This window comes from Blautia sp. HCP3S3_G3, from assembly GCF_052063365.1.
Lineage (GTDB): Bacteria > Bacillota > Clostridia > Lachnospirales > Lachnospiraceae > Blautia_A.
On sequence record NZ_JBQHXR010000031.1, the window covers coordinates 1 to 16,970 of the forward strand.

The window sequence follows — 16,970 nt, forward strand, 5'->3', positions numbered from 1 at the left end:
AGATTTTTTACTAACCGTGCAAAGTCAGTAATCTTATTTTACTCTGAGGTATTTTTTTCTCAACCTTCTTTCTCGGAATTCCTTATATTTGAATTATACAAGAAGCTCCTTGCATCATTGTGGCAGGAAATTTTCCACATGAGCAATTTCTCTTGTCATTCCAGAGTAGATAAAACCGCTGCGATTAGGCAACCGCTGAATTTCTTCCGCACGAATTACTGCTTCATCTTTATTGACATATGAGTAACCTTGCTGATTTGTTTTATTTCGATTCCAATTAACGTTCCCATGAGTAAGACCGCCAAAAAGTCCATATCCCGAGCCTTTTCCGTATCCTCTGCCATAGTTGTATGTAGTATCTATCTTTTGATATTTTGAAAAAGCATTAGACCATTTTTCGGCACTGATACCGGAGCTATGATGAAAGACAAACCATTTCTGACTGTTTCCAAGCAATGCACTAAAAAGTTTTTCATTACCTTCGCACAAAGAAAACACATCGTCACCAGCAATTGCGCATCCAAATCCCTGAGCCTTAATTGTCGAAAGAGACTTGATTGCATTATCATCTCTGACGGAAATATTATCAACTATCAGGAAAAAGGGGACACAGCGTCTTGTCAGCATTAGTAACTGTTCTGCAATAATTTTCAGAAGAAGCGTGTTGCTCTCTGAAACAATATTAATATTCATAATAGCTTTTTGCTTAACCGCTTGAAAAATGCTAATACAGTTACGATAATCAGCTTTATTAATTGGCAACATTGGAATACACTCGTCATACAATTCGTTGAGATATGCCTTGACTTTATGAGCTTCTTTTTGTCCCTGTGCCAAGTTGGATTGCAAATCCTGAACTAAAGTTGCTGGCAGCATCTGTTTACTTGCAGCTGAATTCAACAACAGTGGCATTCTGCTATGAGGACATTCGTATAGTCCTTTCAATGTAATCATGCGGCCTTTACCACTAAGGAATCCTGTCAAGACATCTACGTATGCCTCTCCATCACAAGTAAGAGCATACTTTTGCGGTGCGGTATCTACAATCATTTTGCTTATCTGATTGTTACTTAATTGATAGAAAGGATCAAATCGATACGAGTTAGGTCCTACTTCAATATACGAAGGGTGATTTTGATACACCTTCCGAAATTCATTTGTCAAATCAATATCACCTTGATGCAATACTATCACCGGTATATTCGCATTGGTTGCAGCCACACATAAACTAACCAACGCCTCACTACGGAGATCGCTTGAATCGCCAGAACAGATAACACTCGTATTATATATATTTTGCTCTACAAATCCTCCGATTTGAGAAGGCTGATATTCTGTTATACCTCTTCTGCTGCTATTGGTTTTCGCAACTTGTCGAGTACGAATAGCATCTGAAATAATATCTAGTAATCCCATATCATCACCATAATTTACTTCTTAAATTTAAATTTGAATGGCTTGCTAAATGCCAAAGACACAACAGCTTCACCTTGTTCCAACGAAACCAAATCCCAATCTTCTATAGTATGAGCTGTTCTTGGTTTAGCATCAGCCACCTGTCCTTTAACGTCAAGGTAATCGTCTAGAACAACATTACGTCCAGAGCGCTCTGTCAAATATTTCAGCGTAGAAGGATCATCATTATGGAACAAAAAGAGATTAGAGAATCCTGCTAGTATGCTCCGACCTCTGTTTTCTTTATATGTTTCAAATAATTGCTCTACATTCTGAACGCCAGCAAATACTTTTACCCCAAGACTTCTGCCGAAGTTTACTCCATCATCGATATGCTGAAGGTGAGGCAAAAGGCGAAATTCATCCAAAATCAAATACACATTTCCTTCCTGTCTCTGACGCCCCAATGCTTCTTTCAGTGCAAGATCAAACAATAATCGATACATTGGAGTCAATGTTTGTCCTATAGACAAATCATATTCAACATACAATGTTTTGCCGCCCTTATTTCTGACAAAGTTTCTTATCGAAAAGTTTCCATGCTCTGCAAAAATACCAGTAAAGATATCACGAACGATCGAATACATTTCAGCAAGCACACCATTTGCCTGTTCGCCACGACCATCGATATAAGAAGCTACGCTTCTAGCATCATCATCAAAACTCAGGAATATCAACAACTGATCCACATCGCTGCAATCCATAATATTTTTAAATTTATCATTGTAGAAAAAGTCTTTTCTAAATTGAATATCTTTTTCTCCAGTCCTAACTAAGAATATCAAAAGAGAAGCCAGTAAATCTCTTGCCGCATTGGGGAAGAAAGGGTTATTAGTCCTTTTTTCTCGTTCCGCAAACAGGTTTTTGCAGATTTCTTGAGAATTTGTAATAATACTTCTGTCATCCCAACCATCTGCACAGATTTCCTTGAAAATATTCCACCTAACAGACTTATCATAATATTGTCTCGAATTTCCCAGTAATACAGACCCCGGTTTATGACCAAATCTCGAATAAAAATCGCCTTTACTGTCGAAGATAATCATTACATCATCTTTGGTCATTTGATTTTGGATCTGATCAATCATCTTATTTAGTAATGTTGTCTTTCCACATCCTGTTGAGCCAATCAATAAAGAATGCTTGTCCAAGTGCTCTTCTGTTAACCCAAAAGAACAAGTCACCCCATTGTGTGTACCATGCAAAACAACTTTGTCATTAGGTGTTTTTTTAGGTGGGTGATTTGCCGATACAATACTGCCATGCGTACTTTGTTTATCCATAGATTACCCCTTTATTTCCAACAAACAAATAATGTCCGGCTCTTATCTCCATACCAAAAAGTATCTATTTGGTTATACCAACCGACATCTTTTGCTGCCATTTTTTCTTTTATCATTGCAAATAACTTTTGCTTTGGAAAACCTTTTGTTAGCCTGACTTCTGAGTGGGTCACTCGAGCTTTATATTGGATGCTTAAATAATTGATAAGTTCAGCAGTACCTGATACCACCGGTAAGACCTGGCTATCAACCGAGCACTCAGGCATATCAAAAGTCGGATCAATGCTATGATCATAGAGTATCTCTTTTGTGGACAATAAAAAATATGCCCTTGAGCAATATTTGCCCGCAAATAGCAAATCAAATGTTACATCAACATGAAAGCATTGTTTGTTTAGCATAACAATATTCCAAGCATGACCACCCGATGTTCCATCAGGATGTATGCCTTTACCTACTACAACTATGGATCTCATTTTTATGAGATCTGCAAGGTATTTATACGCTTTGGCATATCCTTCACATACACATTTGGAATAAATCAATGCTCCTACGATGCTATGTGATGCATTCGGAACATCATTGCACTCTCCATATTTGCAATTACATACTAACCAATCATGGAGAATCAACGATGCAACCTTCATTGTTTTTCCAGCAACTCTATTCAATATTTTAGAGGTAATAGTCTTCAGCTTCTGCTCAATATTTCTTTGTATACACTCATCAAATAGATAGGAGACAAGTACTTTACTAGTTCCCATAAATTGAATCACCGTTATTCTAGTGAAATCAACATAAAACAACTGAGGGTTATCAAAGTTCACAGCATGTGCAATTACAGATATATCTTGGTTAGATACATAATTTGTTTGTACTTCATAAACTCTGTTCTCCATCCCAGCAACTAAGTCATCATATATTGCCTTCTGCTGTGCAGTGAGTTTATGTCTATAATATCTTGAGAAAGTCATAAACAATACTCCCACTTTTTATAAATTTCACTTATCGGGTAGTCTCAAGTTTGCAATTCGTATGTATTTCATCTGAAAACAATTCATCCAAAGAAACATCCAGAACAGCCACTATTTGTATTAGCTTCTCTATCTCTGGATATCCTTCTCCCGTTTCCCATTTTGAAACGGATTGTCTCGTAACGGCTAAGCATTCAGCCAATTCATCTTGTGTTTTTCCAGATTCCCTACGTGCCAATCTAAGATTTTTACCAAAACTCATAGTATTCTCCCACGAAAAACGCAACTTCAAGTTGCTTTATTATAACATCGCTCGTCAAGAAAATCAATATATCTACAATAATTTGAACCCGGAACTGACTTGAAAAGTCGGCTCCGGGTTTCGTTTTGTGTCCATATTTTCTTTACTCTTCCACTTCCATTACTAGGCCGGATTTCAGTTCCACCACAATCTTCTCATCGAAAATGGTGATCCTGTCGACCAGTCTTCTGGCGAGGGCTTCGCTGTACTCCGTAACGGCTGCGGGCATTTCTTCCAGGAAAGCAATCATGTCGTTCATTCGTGCCTGCAGATCGGTTCGCTCTGCTGCTTCGGCAAGGATGTCCTGGCGGTCTCCTCGAAGGTCATCCATCTGAAGCCCCAGTTCTTCCACCAGTGCGTTATCGCCGGAGTTGTCGATCATCTGCTGCTGAAGCTCTGCCAGCTGTTCATAGGCAGTTTTTTATACAAATGTGTTTATTATATAGCTCTCTGTTTACAAAGAAGTATTTCCGGGGTAAAATTAAAGTCCGGCGAGATTACAAAAAACGAATATTTTGAATGGAGAAACAAATGGATCAAATATCAATTGTGGAAGACGATATCGCATTGAATAAAGAACTTTGTAAAGCATTAAAGGCATAAAATAGACCGACAGGGACTGATATTGTTCCTGTCGGTTTTTGTTATTCTTTCATGTACTTTTCAATCACGCACTGATGTTCTTTAGTGTTTTTGTCATAATTGATTCCTACAAGCAGGATATCACCGGTGTAATTCAGAATGGAAGCCGGATACCTTTTTCTCTTAATCTGCCGCATTGCCGTTTGTGCATTCTGATTCCATTTCAGTTCAACAATCAATGCCGGATAGTCCGTTTTATACTCTGGTTTTGGCACAAAGACAAAGTCCGCAAATCCACGCCCTGTCGGCAATTTCCGAATCGGCTTGAAATAATACTGCATTGCACTTAGATATGCAATCGCCAACACACTACTCAGCGAGTTTTCATTGTGGTACTGGATGACCGACACATACTCGTTGTGAATTTTTTCGATTTGTAAAGCGACTGTCGCACTATCCATATCCAACGTAGCTTCAAGCAAACTTTCTGACTCCTGCTGGAATATCAACATCTCATTCCAGTTTTTGCTTTGAACGGCTATTGTCAGCTCCTGGCGAATCTCTTCATTTGGAACGAAAGCCACCTTCTTTGTCTGGTCATAGCCAAGGTATCCCAAATGAATCATATAGGTCAACACATCGTCCTTACTTTCTATGTTGACCGTGTCATTTTTAAAAGCTGCCGTATTCACTTTGACCGAAGATCCTGAAAGCATCTCGATGATATCTGTTTTCAGGACGTCATAGTTCATGTTGATCAGCGGTACAATTGCTTCATAAGAGGCCGTCTCAGACCAATAGCTCTTAAACTCTCCCCTCAACATCACACTAACAACCGCTCTGGGATTATAAACCTGATAATCCTTCAACAGATACCCATCATACCACCTCTTCACCTTGTCAAAATCCTGATGGTATTCTCCTGCCAGCTTCTGAACCTCATCTTCCGTAAAACCAATATACGGAGCTAATTTACCTGCGCTCAGCATTGTAAATTCGTCAAAATTATTCAATGCCGATTGGGTTTTCTCTTTCTTAATAGGAAGAATACCCGTAAGATATGCAAGCTGAATATATTTTGTCGGCTCCGTCCCTTTGAACATTCCTCTCAAAAAATTTATATACTCTGCCTGTGCTTTATTGTTTGAGGCTGCGTCACGGATAAGAACATCCCATTCATCAATGATGACAATAAACTTCTGTCCTGTTTTTTCTCTAACTCTTGAAAGGGCATCCGGCAAATGAGTTACTTCATCCGTCAATGCACCCGGATAAATGTCCCGTAGCTCGTTAAGAACACTCTTTGTAATAAATGCCACTACATGATCAGCATCATCACAGTTTGCCAGAAACCACTGGACATCAACGTGTATCACATCATACTTATTGAGATGTTTCCTAAAGTCAGCATCCTTGCTGATTTCCAGTCCAGAGAACATTTTCTCAGAATCTGCCCCTTTGCTGTAATACGCTGCCAGCATATTAGCCGCATAGGATTTGCCAAATCTACGTGGTCGGCTATTACAAATATAAGCATTAGTGGTGTCAAGAACACTATTTGTATACTCAATCAAACCAGACTTGTCAACATAAATTCGGGAATTCAGAGCAACCTGAAATGCACTATTATCTGGGTTCACAAATCTTCCCATGTTTTTCAGACCCCTTTCTGGAAATATTTGATACAATTCACCTATCGTACCTTGATTTTACCATTTGCTTCATCAACTCGCAAGCCAATAAACGCTCAAATTTCTGTCAAGTAATCGTTGACAGGATTTCTTTTCGCTTCCACAATCAATGCACGGGCATCAACACTGTCGATTCTCTCATGCATAATGTTTTGGTAAGAATCCGATGCAAAACAGGCATCCAGAGCCTGTCTGGAAGGAAATCTAATCAGAATTACCCGCTGCGGACTTCTTTCGGGATGAAGGGAAACAATTCTCTCCGTTCGAAGTAAATATTCTCCACCAAAGCTTTCAATAATTGGCTTCACTTTTCTGATATATTCATCATACATCCCTCTTCCTTTTTCCTTATCAATATAGGTATCCACCATAAAATAACATTCCATAATCATTCTCTCCTTCTGCAGCAGTCAATCGTTCTTGCAAACAATGGATTTTCTTTCCACATTGGTGTATGAAGCCGGTCACAGACCTGATGAACTAATACAGGCAGCTCCACTTCCATTCCAACAACACGAACAGTTTGTTCCAGTTTCTGTATGATTTCTCTGGCATCGGCAATTTTTTCTATCATCATTTCAAAAGAATACTCCTGATCCCACGCAGGATAAATTTTTTCGATGCCAGACAATCTTAGAAATATGTTTTCTGCATTCATAGGAATAACGGGAACACCCGCTCCACAGCTAAAGTGTTCCCATTCTACTTTATCTTTCAGCTTCTCTCTTATCACAGTAGATCTGAATTGCCTGATCTACAAATACGGCAGTTCCTTCTCCACCATATGCATCGATGTTCTTGGTGAAATCACCGCCTCCGGAATACATCATACCTAAGCCACGCAAAATTTTGTCAGAGCAGGTATACATATTTTCTGTGATATAATCCTGGATTCTTTTCACAAGATTCTGCGCTTCAACTGAAGCAGGATCCATGTCCTTCATCTCACCAGCTTCCTTAAAGAGCAGCATAAATCTGTCAGCTAAAATCTTTTCATCCTCTTCTGTACGATTTTTCTGCTTTTCTTCCATCTCCTTATACTCTGGCATATTGCCGTACAACTCCTTTGCCTGTCTGGAATATTCATCCAGTTTACTTTTATCAAATGCCTTAAAATCCATATGTTTCACTCCTAACATTTTTACTCCAAGTGCAAAGTCTATCATGTTCTGGATGTGCTCCTTCTTAAGTTTCAGCAGCTCGATCTGTTGCTCTAAAGCTTTGCTCCTGTCAAAGTCAGGGCTGTCCAGAATCGCTTTAATATCCCTCAGTGGAAACTCCAATTCACGAAACAGTAGGATGTGCTGCAGGCGTTCCAGCTCTGTATCGTCATACAGTCTGTATCCAGCCTCCGTGTATCCCGTCGGATGTAAAAGGCCTATCTTATCATAATATTGCAGAGTGCGTATACTCACTCCCGCCAGCTTGCTCACTTCATGTACTGTCATCATTTTCGTTTCCTCCTTCACTTGATAATGTTAAGATAATCTATTACGTAAGGTAGGAGTCAATACTTTTTTTATAGGCTTACTCATCGACTCGCATAACTGCCCTGACAATACCTGAAACTGCAGCAAAAAGCACACCAGCTACAGGCCAGAGAATCCAGGTAATATCCCATCTCATTGTCCAGAAGCTCCAGCCAAGATAGATTGCTGTTGCAAGGCTCCAGTATGCACCTGACAATGCATCCAGTGTTCCCTTTACCTTCTTTTCTTTCTTTGAAAATTCACCTTCCTGAAGTAAGGCGTCATAACTGCTTTTAATCATACTCACACGAATGATGATATTCACACCAAGGGCAATGAGAACCAGGAGTCCAGCTACGCAAATTGCAGCAATGTAATCAGGAGCATCTGCAGCACCGGCAATGATTATAGGTACAACAGACAGGATACAAAGAACCACACCACCTGCAATTCCAAGAGAAAAAGTATTTTCATATGCACGACTCTTCTCTTTTACCATGCCTGTTACTCCGTATTCCGTTTCAAACATTTCCTTCTCCAAATGTTCTGAGTGACTCATTTTCATTCCAGTGGTAATAAACATGAATACCGCTACGGCAATGAGACCAAAGAGTGCCGTACATCCAACTCCACCTACAATTGCCTCTGTAATATGAAACAGATTTCCCTCATGGAATGCTCCATCCCAGATAGCGGAATACCCTGCGCCGGTAGTCCAGATACTCCTCGCCAAATGCGGCGGTCAGATACCTCTCTTCCTGCAAAATCTGCAAATGCAGCATAGTAATGGCAAAGACTGTGAATCCTGCCGTCAGCAAATTGCAGTACATGAGCATCACGCCGATATATTGTAAGTAAAATCCCAGAAATGCCGGATTGCGGCTGTAACGATAGATGCCGCCGGTAACCAGAGCCGTTTTATCCCCGTCCGGGATCCCGGCCCTCCAGCTATCCTTCATGCAGAGAATGGAAATCAGAAAGATCAGATTGCCAATCATGCCAACGCAAAACCCTGTAAAGCGGGCACCTGCGGGCAGGTGGCTCCACCCGAATCCGACAGACATAAGCTGCGCCGGGAGGATGCCCACGGTGGCAACGCTCATTAAGGTTTCAACTGTGTGGGTCTGCGCTTCCTTTCTGCACCCAATCTGCATGGTTTGGATGCCCCGGCGTTTCTGGCTCCACTGCTTGACAAAATAAATGCTGTAAAACAACGCTAGGACCATCACCGCCAGCAGATGGTACGGCAAATATTCCTCAATTGGAATGTGATTCATATTTCACGCCCTTTCATCAGGTAATATCAGACTGCCCAGAAGCAGTTTCAGAGGCAATCTATTAGATCATAGTTCTATTCTACAAAACTTTTCTTTTTCCCGATAGGCGCTTTCTTCAGCCGTATGTGTCGATTTTTTAGGTATCGTAAGGCAAATAGAAACAGAAAACAGCCTAGCACTCAGACTATTTCATCAAATTGTGCGGAGAGCGTATGTTTCCAGTGTGAATTTGGAATTCACAGGTATCGTACAAAGTCGTTCATGCGTTATTCAGCAAAAAGCAATGACAGGACACACAAGTTCTCCTGTCATCGTTTTTATGTATCAATAATTTGAACAATTTTGTCCGTTGTCATCCAAACGCAGGCAATCGCCCCAAGAAACAATCCAGTGGGAATGGCAAGTATCGCAATCACGACGATGGCGAAGCCGATGAGAACGGAACAAAGAATTTTTCTTACGGGGTTTCGCCGCTTTGGAATAACAGCCACTCGTCTATCTCAGTTTTCAAAACTCTCCATCATTTTTCTTCCCGCAGACAATGGAATAGCAGGCATTGGAAGTGATCTTATATACCACACCATAGAAAATGCCGAAAACAACGATTGCGGCTCCTGTTGATATCGGTAACATCAAGCACATAATCCTGATAATCGGCAAGCAACATACTTTCTTTCAGCATTGTCATCGCAATGCCTTGCTTGCGATATTCCTTTCGCACGGCTACAAATTCTATATATCCGGTTGTAATGGGATATGCAAGTTGTCCTTCAAATTCTTCTTTCAAAACTAAAGCGCCAATAAATCCTTTCAGGAATCCAAATTGCCTGTTTAAAGATGCTTTTTCTACGCTTGCAGCTCTGCCGTTACAATCAGAAATTGCCATCACTCCCGCAATATCCCCACCTGCTTCTGCCACATAGAATCGTTCCAGCTGTACGATTATAAACAAGCGTCATTTTGCAGAGCGAAATGCTTCCATCATGGAAAGCAATCCCGCTTCTTTCATAATGGCCAATCCCTGTGCCTCATCTCCAAGAACAATCAGATTATCTCCAGGTTTCAAGTCAAATATTTTCCTCGCCTTTGCAGGAATTACAATCTGCCCCTTATCTCCCATTTTCACCATGCCAAAAAGATGTTTTCCCTTTGGCGGTACTAAAAGTCCGGTCTCCTTTTCACTGTGATTAACCAAATCATCTATTGATACTTCAAAATAATCTGCAATCACCTTACATTTTTCTATATCCGGAACGGATTCGCCCGTTTCGTATTTCGATAAAGTCTGTCGGCTGATCCCTAATTTTTCAGCCAGTTCCTCCTGTGATAAATGATTCATTTTTCTAAGAGAAATCAAATTATCTTTAAACATTTTTCTTCTCCTTTTTGATTCCCAGAACACACCATCTGACAGCTGGAATTCTTGATATTATCTCATAAATAAGGATTCCGCCGACAAACGAAGCAATGCCTGTAATACCATATATGGCAATCCCCGGCAGGCTGGTATATGTAACCAACCCATATGCTGTCGCAGACAAAGCTAAATAATGGAATACATATAACCCGAAACTTTTCTTTGTCATAAACGATGCAAAGCCATTTGTCTTATCCCACCAATGCTTTGCTCCTCCCAGAATTGCAAGACACGCAATCCATGCATATGCAATTGCCAGTGGAGAATTCACAACAGGGGATATTGCATAGTTCTCTCCGTAATATAAAACCGTGTATGTCACGCCCAGGACTCCTGCTGCCACAAGAAGTGGAATACAAAACTTCTCCAGCTGCTTTATTACACTTTCATGTGCAAATACATAGTAACCCAACAGAAAACAAAATCCATAGATTCCAAAACGATATACAACAATAATTGGTGTATTCAGAATCTGTGCAGATCCCCAGACAAATACTCCCAACAGTAAAAGTACAGCCATATTTGTGTTTTCTGCAATTTTTACCAGTCTCCCCTTTTCAATTTTACGAACCAGAAGCAATAAGATTGAAAATATCCACATAAGCTGAATCGTCCACAATACACCTGTTCCGGAAAATATCATAATAAAAAACAGTGCGGATTTCGGCATAGTGTCAGGGAAACTTGTAAATGCATGACTGATTGCCATGTTAAAATATCCCTGAATCCATTGAAATACAAAAAGTCCAATCGTAGACGGAACCAGAAGCTTTCTGGTCCTTACCTTCAAAAATTCCTTGTCGCTGTGACCATTTAAATAAAACCTTGCGCACATTCCACTAATGATAAACAAAAGAATCATAAACCATGGATACAGCAGATACTGGATTGCATCCTGACCATGAAAAGATGTAATCGGGCCGATGACACCCTCGTTCGTAATACTGTTAAACATGTAAATTACATGATAGAGGACAACCAACACAATCGTAGTCCAACGAATATTGTCAATGTAATACTTTCTCATATATTTACCACCTTTGCTATATTTTTTAACATATTGTAGCAGGCGGCTAACCAAAGGTCTACCAACCTTTCTTAACGGATTCTGATAGATTTTGTTAAAAATATGAGCAATTCTATAGCTTCAAAAAGCTTACAGTTCCCAGAACCGAAAGTCATTGCTCCTTCTCCAAAAAGTCCCTCCGGTACTGGGAAGGGGTGATTCCCTCAGATTTTTTGAATACCTTGGTAAACACCCGGTAATCGGCATAGCCAGACTGCTCCGATACCTCCGCGATGGAAAGATTGGTGGTCAGCAGCAGCTTTTTCGCCCGTTCCATGCGGATGTTGGTGAGATAGGCCAGAAATCCTACACCGATCTCCGTTTTGAAAAGCTGGCTGATGTACTGGGGATTGAGGTGAAATTCCTCTGCCAGCACGGACAGGCTGATTTCCTCCGTCAGATGCTCTTGTAAATACCGAGTAATGCCGTGAATGGGCCGTTCCTCCTGCTGCGTTTCCTGTTTGGAGGACTGGCGCTGAAACAGGGCGATTTTCAGGTTGTCGATGCAGGTGCCGAACTCCTCGTAGTTTACAGGCTTGAGGATATAATCCGTAATTTGCAGGCGCAGGGCCTCCCGGCAGTAGGAAAAATCGTCGTAGCCAGACACAATGACAAAGGCCATATCCGGGTGCTTGAGCCGGGCCATTTGAATGACCTTCAGACCGTTCATAATGGGAATGTTGATGTCCATGATGGCGATGTCCGGCTTCAGGCTGTCAATTTTCGCCAGAGCCTCCATGCCGTCGGCGGCTTCGCCCACCACCTGGCAGTCGTGGGCCTCCCAGTCAAAGAGCCGCTTGAAACCCTCCCGAATCATGATCTCATCGTCCACCAAAAGAATCCGTAGCTTCTTCATTTCATATCCTCCTTCAGCGGCAGCAGGATGTGCGCCGTCACGCCGCCGTCAATATTTTCCGTATAGTTTAGGCCGTATTCCCGGCCGCAGAGCAGCTTGATGCGCTTCTGCACATTCAAAACGCCAATGCTGTTGCCGGTGAGCTTGGGCGGCTGTTTGGCGTAGCTTTGAAGCATGGCGTCAATGGCGGCTTTCTTGCCCTCGACAAATCCGCTGCCCGTATCCCGGACGGAGATCTCCATGCGTTCATTGGAAACCTTCTGTGCCGAGATGGTCACATCTCCCCGGTAGCCCTTGTTTTTCAGACCGTGGAGCAGGCTGTTTTCCACGATGGGCTGCAAAATAAAGTTGGGTACCTCCGCACCGCCCAAATCCGGGTCGATGTCGTATGCGCAGTTCAGCTCCGGGTAGCGGCAGCACATCAGCTCCATGTAGGCTTCCAGCAGCTCCATCTCGTCGTCCAGTGTGACCATGGGACGGTCAACTTTGACGCTGAGCCGGAAAAAATCCACCAGCCGCATAAGCAGATCGGCCACCTGCTTGTCCCCGTTCAACTGAGCCTGAATCCGAATGGTATCCAGGGTGTTGTAGAGGAAGTGGGGATTGACCTGACTTTTCAGGTACAGCATGGACATCTTCTGTTCCACCAGCTCCGCGCGCAGAACCTCCGGGTTTTCCAGGGTCAGGTAGAAGGACAGGGTCATCAGGGTGATGCCCATGCCGCTGATAAGCCAGGTATGATTCAATCCCTGGAGGACGCAGACCACAAATTCAATCACCAGCGCGATGCCGATGGCGGATCTCTTCTTTTGGTCGATCTGCCGCCAGTTCAGCGTCAGAAGCCCGGAGCACAGCAGCAGATAGAATGCCACGGCGGCGTAGGGGACATACATATACGGCCCCGAGGAATAGTTGCCCTCCGTCGTCACCGTGTAGGAGATGGGCAGCAGGAAATTTCCCAGCACGGCCACGATCAAAAAGATTCTGGCAGGCCAGTCCAGCTGCCGCCCTTTCCCGGTTTCCTCCTGCACCAGAATGGCGATGTACTGATAAAACAGAAAGAGTACCACCACCATGCTGCCCAAAAACAGCCGGTGGAGAATGTCATTGAACAGTCCCGGTACAGTGTCCAGATGGTTCACCGTATAGACCGTGGAACCGTCCAGCACCAGATGTATCAGCACAGTCACCAGCAGTACGGAAAAGGTACGGTGCAAGGCATTCCGTTCTTTCTCCGCCGAAAAATACATATAGGCCACAAAGGCTATCACCAAAAATAAAGCAATTTCCATCCGCAGCATTGTCATTCCCCCTTGTATGCTCTTATTGTAGGATTTCTGCTGCGGCCTGAATAGGCAGAAACAGCAGAGAAATATGTCAATTTTATAGGTTCTTTTATCATATCATAAAGCTGCGGATAACAAAAGCAGTCCGTTCACTGTAAGAAAACGAACTGCTTTTATGTAAGTCTCTGTCCGAGCTAACTTCCATAATCGTTTTTACCATCCAAAGCCAGAAGGCCATAGCTGACATTGGTAACAGTGCTTTTGTTATCACATCCTTAATCGTCATCTTTTTGCTCCTTCCGTCTGACCCCTTCTTCAATCTCCCGATTAAGATTAGCCAGAATTTCTCTTACCACAGGGGAATCTAAGCGAAAAGTTTTAAGTTCTTCCTCTGTAATTTCATTTCCTTCCCAGTCATAACGTCTAACTATTTTCACAGCCATCTTTTCACGCTCCTCATAAAAGAAATCCGAACCTTTTCAGAAAATGGATTAACCTCTTTTTTTCCCTGCTTCTTCTTATCTTTTCAATATTTCTATGGTATTTCTGTATTCTTCTTACTGTAGCTTCATGATTCATTTTTGCCCTCACTTTCTGCCCATGATGCAAGAAGCATGAAGATTATTTCTTCCTGATTTTTTGTATATGCCTCCGGGAAATACTGTTTCAATTTCTTTGCTGGAATCTGCACCTGGAGTTTTTCTTTTTTCTCATTCATACATATCTGATCAATTTCAAGATAGGTCAGTGTCTGTTCCTTTGAAATCTGTTTCACTTTCTGTAAGCGTCTGCCACTTTACCTTTCGTATCATATCGGAAAATACTCTGCCCTTCCCTGACCGCTTCCTTCATTCTGACTGAAAAAGGAATGTACTGGTCAAAAATATGGATCTGACTTCCATAACTATTTTGGAGCAATTCCATGTTATTTCTTGCATCATTCGTGTGAGCATCTACCATGGTAAATAATATTCCAGCAATCTCCAGTTTCGGATTGATCTGCCTGCGCACTTTTCCAATAATCTGTTTCAGGACAAATTCACGGCTCATAGCATTTACAAGCTGTACCTCTGTCCCTGCCAAGCCGATATTGGAACAAATAATATCAATGCCTTCTTCCTGATGCCGGATAAAACAATCTTCTGGAATATCTTCATCACATAAGACCATTTCCATCAGATTGGTCAGAGTTTCATTGCTGTCATCGCAATCACGATAACCAAAACTGGCAGATACATCCCACTGTGGATCTGCATCTACAATAAATACTTTTTGTTTCATAAGTGCCAACCCAACACCAAGATTTGCGGCACAAGCGGACTTTCCAGTTCCACCCTTCTGATTTACTATGGATATAATTTTTCCCATTTTTATTCCTTTCCGATATCTGGAAAGCAAAATAGTAGAGATTTATAGCGGAATTTTTACGAAAATTACGAAAATAAGAAGTTGCATTATAAATCGCTTTATTATTAGCTACCGAAATCGCCACATTTTTCTTAAAAATCATGCGAAGTTTTCGTTAAGAAGTTCGTACAAAAGAGCTACGAAATCAAAGACGAACTTTTTACGAAAAATCACCCAAAAAGTTACATGAATTTATAATGCAATATATGAAGTGCCCTAGAAAGGAAAAACCCTTGAAAATACTGGATTTTCAAGGGTTTTTAAGTTCTTATTTAAGATTTGCAAAATCGGGATTACATTCCCATCTGCTTAGCAACTTCTGTCTTATCGTATCCAATTTTCCTTGAAAATAAAGGATTCTCGCAATTACCTTTTTAAATCTGACACAATTTTTACGCAATTTGACGCAACCTATAATTGCAATACACTTTTCTTTTTTACTTCCTCCATTTTCTTTTGCTCCATAACTGTTGTATAGATATCCATTGTCTCTGCAAGGTTAGCATGTCCAAGCAAGGCTTGCACCACCTTTGGCTGCATATCTGCTTCAAAGCATCTTGTTGCATATGTTCTCCGAAATGTATGGGGAGATGCCGATTCAAACTCAGAATCCTCAAATTGATTAATCATTTTGCAGATTCTTTTCATATCTCGTTCAGCAATATAACGACCAACCGGGGAACCAACGGATGTGGTAAATACAAGATTCTCAAATTCTCCTGTTCCTCTCCATTTTTCTCCACACTTCATACGTAACTCTAACTGCCTTTTACGTTGATTTTTAAGAATTGCGCTGATTTCAGATGAGAAGTATACGGTACGCATACCATTAGGTGTCTTTGTTGTATCACTTATTTCAAGTGTTCTTTTCTTTTTAGGATTCCCTTTACTGTCTAATTCGTCTAATTCTTTTTCGTAATATAGAAGTGTTTTATTTACCAATACACAATTCTCTTCAAAATTAATATCACTCCATTTTAGCGCTCCCGCTTCTCCGATTCTCAATCCCGTGTTAAGCAGAAAAACGTATAAATCCTCATAAAACTCGCTAAACTGATGCACATAGTCCATAAACAATTTTTGCTCATCAAGTGTAAACGTTCTTCTTTTGGGATTAGTTTTAGACTTTGGTATTTTAATCCCTATTGTCGGATCAAAAGTAATAATCCTATTTGACATTGCTGATTCAAACAATTCTTTGACAACAGAAAAACTTTTGCGTATTGTGTCTGGTTTTATCCCCTCTTTTATTCTTGCGTTATGTACCTCCATGATATTGACACTGGTTATGTCACTTATCTTTTTTTCTCCAATCGTGTTCCTGTAGGGAAGATAATTATTTTTAATTGTAGAATAGCTTTGACTTTTGATATTATGCTTTTTGTAATCTTCAGCAAACTTGTCAAACCATTGGTTTAAAGTTATATCCACCATGGAACCCTTTATACCAGTAAGACATTCTGCTTTTTCTTTCTCAAAATCTTTTCGCAGTTGTGACAGCTTTGTATCATATAGCGTAATCTTAATACCATTTACAACTGCTCTCGCACAATATCTTCCATCACTTCTTTGTGTAATTCCCCTTCCTAATTCTTTCCCCTTTAGACTTTTACCCATAAAAATCACAATCCTTTCTGTAATCATGATAATTATGGTGATTGTTTGGTACGAATCTCACCATAATTATACTTTTGTTAATCTATATTTGCAACTGAAACTTTGCTGCTTTATCTATGTACTCATCCAGCAAAGTACGATTTGCCATAACTCTTCTACCAACCCGCACTGTAAACGTGCTTGTAGGACTATTAAGCATTTCGCGTACCTTTGTTGCACCAAGTCCCAGATATTCACAAACTTCATTTACTGATAATAGTTTTTTATCAAAATTTCTTTCTGCTTCCAT

Annotated in this window: 21 protein-coding genes; all 21 read right to left on the reverse strand. The window is 41.0% G+C overall.

Annotation, left to right across the window (positions count from 1 at the left end; translation table 11 throughout):
- Positions 1-114: 114 nt before the first annotated feature.
- Positions 115-1,416 carry a hypothetical protein gene (locus ACTNEW_RS14965; RefSeq protein WP_441062427.1) on the reverse strand — a complete coding sequence of 434 codons (1,302 nt, stop codon included), beginning with the start codon at positions 1,414-1,416 and terminating at the stop codon, positions 115-117.
- A gap of 14 nt (positions 1,417-1,430) precedes the next feature.
- Positions 1,431-2,738: a type IV secretory system conjugative DNA transfer family protein gene (locus ACTNEW_RS14970; protein WP_441062428.1), complete on the reverse strand. Its 1,308-nt coding sequence runs from the start codon at positions 2,736-2,738 to the stop codon at positions 1,431-1,433.
- Positions 2,739-2,749: 11 nt separating this feature from the next.
- On the reverse strand, positions 2,750-3,712 hold the full coding sequence (locus tag ACTNEW_RS14975) for a transglutaminase domain-containing protein (protein WP_441062430.1): 963 nt from the start codon (positions 3,710-3,712) through the stop codon (positions 2,750-2,752).
- A gap of 31 nt (positions 3,713-3,743) precedes the next feature.
- The gene (locus ACTNEW_RS14980; RefSeq protein WP_441062432.1) at positions 3,744-3,974 is read right to left on the reverse strand and encodes a helix-turn-helix transcriptional regulator; all 231 of its coding nucleotides are present in this window, start codon (positions 3,972-3,974) and stop codon (positions 3,744-3,746) included.
- 142 nt (positions 3,975-4,116) lie between these two features.
- Positions 4,117-4,344 (reverse strand): hypothetical protein, encoded by a 228-nt coding sequence (locus ACTNEW_RS14985; protein ID WP_441062434.1) that lies wholly within the window; start codon positions 4,342-4,344, stop codon positions 4,117-4,119.
- Between the two features lie 313 nt (positions 4,345-4,657).
- On the reverse strand, positions 4,658-6,247 hold the full coding sequence (locus tag ACTNEW_RS14990; protein ID WP_441062435.1) for an AAA family ATPase: 1,590 nt from the start codon (positions 6,245-6,247) through the stop codon (positions 4,658-4,660).
- 95 nt (positions 6,248-6,342) lie between these two features.
- Complete coding sequence (locus ACTNEW_RS14995) at positions 6,343-6,672, reverse strand: DUF1330 domain-containing protein (protein WP_441062437.1); 330 nt, start codon at positions 6,670-6,672, stop codon at positions 6,343-6,345.
- A gap of 2 nt (positions 6,673-6,674) precedes the next feature.
- Positions 6,675-6,863, reverse strand: coding sequence for a hypothetical protein (locus ACTNEW_RS15000; protein ID WP_441062439.1), 189 nt, complete (start codon positions 6,861-6,863; stop codon positions 6,675-6,677).
- Between the two features lie 130 nt (positions 6,864-6,993).
- A complete protein-coding gene (locus ACTNEW_RS15005) occupies positions 6,994-7,737 on the reverse strand; it encodes a MerR family transcriptional regulator (protein WP_441062441.1) in 744 nt (247 codons plus the stop codon).
- Between the two features lie 76 nt (positions 7,738-7,813).
- Positions 7,814-8,488: a hypothetical protein gene (locus tag ACTNEW_RS15010; RefSeq protein ID WP_441062443.1), complete on the reverse strand. Its 675-nt coding sequence runs from the start codon at positions 8,486-8,488 to the stop codon at positions 7,814-7,816.
- Positions 8,424-9,032 carry a methyltransferase family protein gene (locus ACTNEW_RS15015; protein WP_441062445.1) on the reverse strand — a complete coding sequence of 203 codons (609 nt, stop codon included), beginning with the start codon at positions 9,030-9,032 and terminating at the stop codon, positions 8,424-8,426. Before ACTNEW_RS15015 ends, ACTNEW_RS15010 begins: the two co-directional genes overlap by 65 nt.
- A 568-nt stretch (positions 9,033-9,600) precedes the next feature.
- The gene (locus tag ACTNEW_RS15020) at positions 9,601-9,951 is read right to left on the reverse strand and encodes a GNAT family N-acetyltransferase (protein ID WP_441062447.1); all 351 of its coding nucleotides are present in this window, start codon (positions 9,949-9,951) and stop codon (positions 9,601-9,603) included.
- Positions 9,952-9,987: 36 nt separating this feature from the next.
- On the reverse strand, positions 9,988-10,404 hold the full coding sequence (locus ACTNEW_RS15025) for a helix-turn-helix domain-containing protein (RefSeq protein ID WP_441062449.1): 417 nt from the start codon (positions 10,402-10,404) through the stop codon (positions 9,988-9,990).
- Complete coding sequence (locus tag ACTNEW_RS15030) at positions 10,397-11,476, reverse strand: acyltransferase family protein (protein ID WP_441062451.1); 1,080 nt, start codon at positions 11,474-11,476, stop codon at positions 10,397-10,399. Before ACTNEW_RS15030 ends, ACTNEW_RS15025 begins: the two co-directional genes overlap by 8 nt.
- Before the next feature lie 151 nt (positions 11,477-11,627).
- Positions 11,628-12,371: a response regulator transcription factor gene (locus ACTNEW_RS15035; protein ID WP_441062453.1), complete on the reverse strand. Its 744-nt coding sequence runs from the start codon at positions 12,369-12,371 to the stop codon at positions 11,628-11,630.
- Positions 12,368-13,672 carry a sensor histidine kinase gene (locus ACTNEW_RS15040; protein WP_441062455.1) on the reverse strand — a complete coding sequence of 435 codons (1,305 nt, stop codon included), beginning with the start codon at positions 13,670-13,672 and terminating at the stop codon, positions 12,368-12,370. Before ACTNEW_RS15040 ends, ACTNEW_RS15035 begins: the two co-directional genes overlap by 4 nt.
- A 260-nt stretch (positions 13,673-13,932) precedes the next feature.
- Complete coding sequence (locus ACTNEW_RS15045) at positions 13,933-14,100, reverse strand: hypothetical protein (protein WP_441062457.1); 168 nt, start codon at positions 14,098-14,100, stop codon at positions 13,933-13,935.
- Between the two features lie 125 nt (positions 14,101-14,225).
- Complete coding sequence (locus ACTNEW_RS15050) at positions 14,226-14,432, reverse strand: hypothetical protein (protein WP_441062459.1); 207 nt, start codon at positions 14,430-14,432, stop codon at positions 14,226-14,228.
- Positions 14,429-15,025: a ParA family protein gene (locus ACTNEW_RS15055; protein WP_441062461.1), complete on the reverse strand. Its 597-nt coding sequence runs from the start codon at positions 15,023-15,025 to the stop codon at positions 14,429-14,431. Before ACTNEW_RS15055 ends, ACTNEW_RS15050 begins: the two co-directional genes overlap by 4 nt.
- Before the next feature lie 450 nt (positions 15,026-15,475).
- A complete protein-coding gene (locus tag ACTNEW_RS15060; protein ID WP_441062463.1) occupies positions 15,476-16,681 on the reverse strand; it encodes a tyrosine-type recombinase/integrase in 1,206 nt (401 codons plus the stop codon).
- An 82-nt stretch (positions 16,682-16,763) separates the two neighbouring features.
- Entirely contained in the window at positions 16,764-16,970 is a 207-nt protein-coding gene (locus tag ACTNEW_RS15065; protein ID WP_441062464.1) for an excisionase, read from the reverse strand.